This window comes from Solidesulfovibrio alcoholivorans DSM 5433 (assembly GCF_000702665.1).
Classification (GTDB): domain Bacteria; phylum Desulfobacterota; class Desulfovibrionia; order Desulfovibrionales; family Desulfovibrionaceae; genus Solidesulfovibrio; species Solidesulfovibrio alcoholivorans.
Genome location: NZ_JNJA01000046.1, coordinates 1 through 4,302 on the forward strand (window position 1 = coordinate 1; position 4,302 = coordinate 4,302).

Annotated in this window: 4 protein-coding genes and 1 pseudogene; 2 read left to right on the plus strand and 3 right to left on the minus strand. The window is 39.1% G+C overall.

Going from position 1 to position 4,302, the window contains the following annotated elements; translation table 11 throughout:
• Nucleotides 1-766: 766 nt before the first annotated feature.
• From Q368_RS26380 to Q368_RS0122630, 3 genes are read right to left on the minus strand one after another with little or no spacing between them, the layout of a single operon-like run.
• Nucleotides 767-1,762: a hypothetical protein gene (locus Q368_RS26380; protein WP_156955899.1), complete on the minus strand. Its 996-nt coding sequence runs from the start codon at nucleotides 1,760-1,762 to the stop codon at nucleotides 767-769.
• Between the two features lie 24 nt (nucleotides 1,763-1,786).
• Nucleotides 1,787-2,077, minus strand: a complete 291-nt coding sequence (locus tag Q368_RS25370) for a DUF6915 family protein (RefSeq protein WP_084159003.1) — start codon at nucleotides 2,075-2,077, stop codon at nucleotides 1,787-1,789.
• A 17-nt stretch (nucleotides 2,078-2,094) separates the two neighbouring features.
• Nucleotides 2,095-2,418, minus strand: coding sequence for a hypothetical protein (locus tag Q368_RS0122630; protein ID WP_156955900.1), 324 nt, complete (start codon nucleotides 2,416-2,418; stop codon nucleotides 2,095-2,097).
• Nucleotides 2,419-3,026: 608 nt separating this feature from the next.
• On the opposite strand from Q368_RS0122630, the gene Q368_RS25375 reads away from it, so the two are divergent.
• Together Q368_RS25375 and Q368_RS26385 are read left to right on the plus strand one after the other, a co-directional pair.
• Nucleotides 3,027-3,722, plus strand: a complete 696-nt coding sequence (locus tag Q368_RS25375; RefSeq protein ID WP_162179676.1) for a WYL domain-containing protein — start codon at nucleotides 3,027-3,029, stop codon at nucleotides 3,720-3,722.
• A gap of 365 nt (nucleotides 3,723-4,087) precedes the next feature.
• Nucleotides 4,088-4,302 (plus strand): annotated as a pseudogene (locus Q368_RS26385) (IS21 family transposase); the annotation flags it as partial.

A 4,302-nucleotide genomic window follows, 5' to 3' on the forward strand; every position in this document is an offset into this window, starting at 1 on the left:
TGCCCCAAACTCGTCCCGAAGTCAACCCCAAATCTTTCGTTCCCAAGAAAAAGTTGGGGGCCAAAACCGTTGGCTTCGTTGGCGCGTCGTTGGCTCGGGGTAAGTACGGATTTGGTACGGGGAGGTCAAGGGGTTTTTACTCGGGGAGGAGAAAAAAGGACGTTGGAGGGGATGACGTTATGCGAATAGTTAATTATTTCGGTATGTTATGCTTAAATATCAAGAAGTTACGTGACAATGCAGGAAGCTGCGTTCTCATAATCCCCCCAATCCCCTTAAATACCTAATCATCCCGAATAGTTTTGAAGTTAAATATGTTGTTAAATTTATAATGTTTTGTAAACCGAATTTCATAGACCTCGTAATCTTCGAAATAGTCCAATTTGTCCAAAACACTTAGACAATCTTTATGTATAATATCATTATCAATAACTTCCAAAGACTTTATATCGAGGACACAAATTTCGTAGCCATGTACTCTCTTCTCATGATAAGACAATACTAGATCACAAGACATTCTATAAAATTTACCAATTGCAAATTTATGGTATGCTGTTTTGAGGCGAATAAATTCAACATCCGAAACAAACAGCGCACAATAAAATGCATCAATCAATACTGACGAATCAAAACAGATATAACCACGTAAAAAAATTGATCCATTGTGACTGCTAATTTCTTTACTTACAACAAAGAAATTATACAAAGCACTCCCCTGCTATTCTTTAAATCTAAATATAAAAAAATGCATCAATATCTTAAATGTTTAGTCGCACATAATAATATCATCTATAGACTCAATACATTCTTCACAATGTTTCGACTTAAAATATCCAAAATATATTTTGACTAAAGTTTCGCTAATATCACAATGACGACATAGGTAGTAAACACAAGACGGGATCATGTTCTCGACAATCTCTTTTGAAAACTTGCCATAATTTTGTGCATATTTTTTTACTGCTATCCGCAATATCCAAAGATCAAGTGCGCCAAAATCTGGGAGCATAAACGGAGCGGTTGTTATAATTTTTTCCAAAATATTTTTTACAGAAATATAACAACAAGACGTGACATCTAACACAGACACGACTTGCAATGAATAAAAAAAACATCTAAATAAAACCATAAATAAATCCGATGCCTTCTCATCACGAGTATCAAGCGGATCAAAGACAACTCCTGGCCTTTTAAAGCTAACTTCTTCGTCTGGAGGAATTCTGATTCCTGTCCCTTTAAGCCACCATTCATAGTAATATTTTAAAGCTCTTAAAATGCCAACCCCGTCCACACTAGCGTGAACATTTCCTCCAAAATAATAATCTTTATCATACAAAAATGCGAATTCAGAGAAAACAGCCTTAGCTTTCATGTCGCTGCTTATAATAGAATTAAATTTCATTCTTTGAGTCTCACATGATTTAACAACACATTCAATCATTTTGATTTCAGAAGTAAAATCCAAGACTTTTTTTCCGACATCGGCACCTAAAAATTTAGATTCAATGAATTTTGCGACGAATATTTCCATCATTCCTTCATATTCTTCAAAACAACTGACATCTGGTATCTTGTAATTCTCTTGATAAACTTGCGGCATTTCGTACAACACTTTATCTTCTGGAATTGCCAGCTCAACCTCTTCTATTTCAAGATCAATACACCTTGCGTTATTCGTTTCATTACTAGCGGAGGGAATATTATCATCAATCAAATTGTCTGTCTCTATAAAATAGTTTCTAACAAAACAATAACCACACATATTTCCTCCTAAATATTACGTGACTTACCATAACCCCATCTTCACATAATCTTTCTCGTCCTGAGGGAAATGATCAAATTCTACCCAGCCCTCATCCATTAAATCTATGACAATATGCTGTCTGGCAACTGCATCTGCATGTTCTCCAAAAATTTTAACAGCTTCCCGTATACCTTGTTCGTGGTGCCGTAATCGTCTGTGACGCGTAAAATATGGAGCTTTACCATGGAATTCATCAAGCCAAAGTTGAATTTCTTCATATGTCTTGCCAAATTTTAGCCTTGACGCTTCACAGTGTATTTTAAGTGTAGCCATACTGATACCCAAAAAAATCATGCTAAAATAAAATGAAAATATATTTGCTCGTAAGCATCTGAACAAACAAAAACGATTTCCTCCTTGCCGCTAAAAAAATGGATCAGAAACTCTTCCTCTGGATCATCATACGCATCAGACTTAAAAAACCAATCTTCATCATCGTGACGAATTACAACTTCAAATTCATCATCACCTTTCCTTAAGCCAAATCTGATTGCCTGGTGTTCATTATTTTTCCTAATCGAACCGCTGACAAGTTCATACCGATCGAATTCTTGGTCGTCCAGATCAAGCCAAAATGCGTACACATCAGCAATCTTTAACTTCGCGATATCCATGTCGAACTCCTCACTTATTCTCTTGTCCTTCTGCAACCATCTGACACTGATGATCATATCCAAAACGAAGTGTCTCGAGCAACAGACAATACCGCAGCTCAGAGCCCTCAACCCTGACGGAATGATGACTTTCCTTCCAATATTCACAATCCTTACAGTATATTGGCTCCACGTCGCTATCTCCCATGGTTTGTTTCGTATTGCCCTCTGTGGGAACCATGGGTAAGACTTTAACCACGGGCCGTTCCAGAATCCGTAACGCGATTGATTATATTTTAACACGATAAATCAGATGGTTGCATGAAATGCCTTCCAAAATTGACCAATTTGCCTCTCCCACACAAAAAACTCTCAATCTTTTCAGCTTGTTACTTTTCACCGGAAAAAAGTTTTCTCTATCACAACTTGCTAAAATACTTGAATGTTCGAAGCAAACCGTCCTCCGGATCACCGGCGAATTAAGTCGGACCAGAAATATCAATCTCAGGGATTGGATCGAAAACGGCCAGAGATGGTTCCAAATCGAGTCATCACCCCGTCCGCACGTGTCCCTTTCCTCCCGAGAGATTCAGTTCCTAAGGATGTGTAAGGAGTTCGTCTGGCATCTTATGCCGAAGGGGATATCTGAGGAAGTAGAAGGGGCACTTAACAAAACGACAGCCCTCCTCCCCAATAAAGAGGATGGCACGACGGCTCTTGACTCGATCTGTGCGGTATCTGTCAAGGGCGTCATCGACTACACTCCATTTCAGGATATAATTGAAACGACATTACGGGCTATACGTGATAAAAATATCTGCGAGATATCGTATCAAGGACCCTACAGGCCCGAACCGAGAATTTCTCATTTTGCTCCGATAAAAATTCTTTCTTACCGTGAGTCACTCTATGCCGTTGGCTTTTCCGTTACCGAGATGGGCAACCCAGAAGTGCTTTACAAAACTACTTTTTCTATTCAGAGGATAAAAAATATTACTATTTTAAATATAAATCATAATTTTGAAACATTAGAAGACGACAAAAAAAACTTTTTCTTTGGATTCATGGAGAATGAGCACTTTCTCGTCTCAGTAAAATTCACTTCTCAAGTAGCCCAATATATAAAGGAAAGAAAATGGAGTGATGATCAAAAAATCAAAGAGTACAAAGATGGAAGTGTCTTGCTAGAATTCATGGCTCAGAGTGCTCCAGAAGTCATTTCATGGATTTTAAGCTTTGGGAAAGAAGCGAAACTTATAAAGCCAAAAAATTTAAAACAACAACTTACTGGCGAGTTAAAACTAGCTCTATCTTTGTATAACTAGCTAGTCATTATACTGGAGATATTTATGACAGGATTAGTCATAGACTTTGAAACAAATTGATTTTATGGTTCATCAGTTCTTTCTGTTGCTGCCATAAAAATAGCTGTCGATTGGAATCTTAGAAAAGTAGATCGACTCGATACTTTCGTCCGGCACTATCATCCAGTTGAAAAATGGAATCCGTATGCTCAGGCTGTGAATGGTCTCTCTGCTAGGGAAATCAAAAAACTGCGCACTGGAGCCGAATGTTGATCAGCATGGAATATTGACCCCTCTTTGGATGAAATCAGCGTCCAAAATTGACCCCCTCGGCAGCCCCCTTAGATGTCTTCGATCATCGGAGACGGGAGGGGCAGCGAGAGGAGATGCTGATAGTGGAAACGATCAGGAAGGTCCGGCTGGCCGCGATGCGGCAAGAAAAGCCGATCAAGCAGATTGCCAGAGAACTGCGCCTTTCCAAAAACACGGTACGGAAAATCCTGCGGGGCGACCTGACAGAACTGCATTACGAACGTCGTGTGCAGCCACGCCCTATGCTTGGAGCATTTATTGCGTCCCTGGAACGTCGGCTGGAGGAAGA

Bases quoted from the DNA above. Each gene is read 5' to 3' on its own strand.
- Q368_RS25375 (WP_162179676.1), top strand. From the start codon at position 3,027: ATGCCGAAGGGGATATCTGAGGAAGTAGAAGGGGCACTTAACAAAACG.
- Q368_RS0122630 (WP_156955900.1), bottom strand. From the start codon at position 2,418: ATGGATATCGCGAAGTTAAAGATTGCTGATGTGTACGCATTTTGGCTT.
- Q368_RS26380 (WP_156955899.1), bottom strand. From the start codon at position 1,762: ATGTGTGGTTATTGTTTTGTTAGAAACTATTTTATAGAGACAGACAAT.
- Q368_RS25370 (WP_084159003.1), bottom strand. From the start codon at position 2,077: ATGGCTACACTTAAAATACACTGTGAAGCGTCAAGGCTAAAATTTGGC.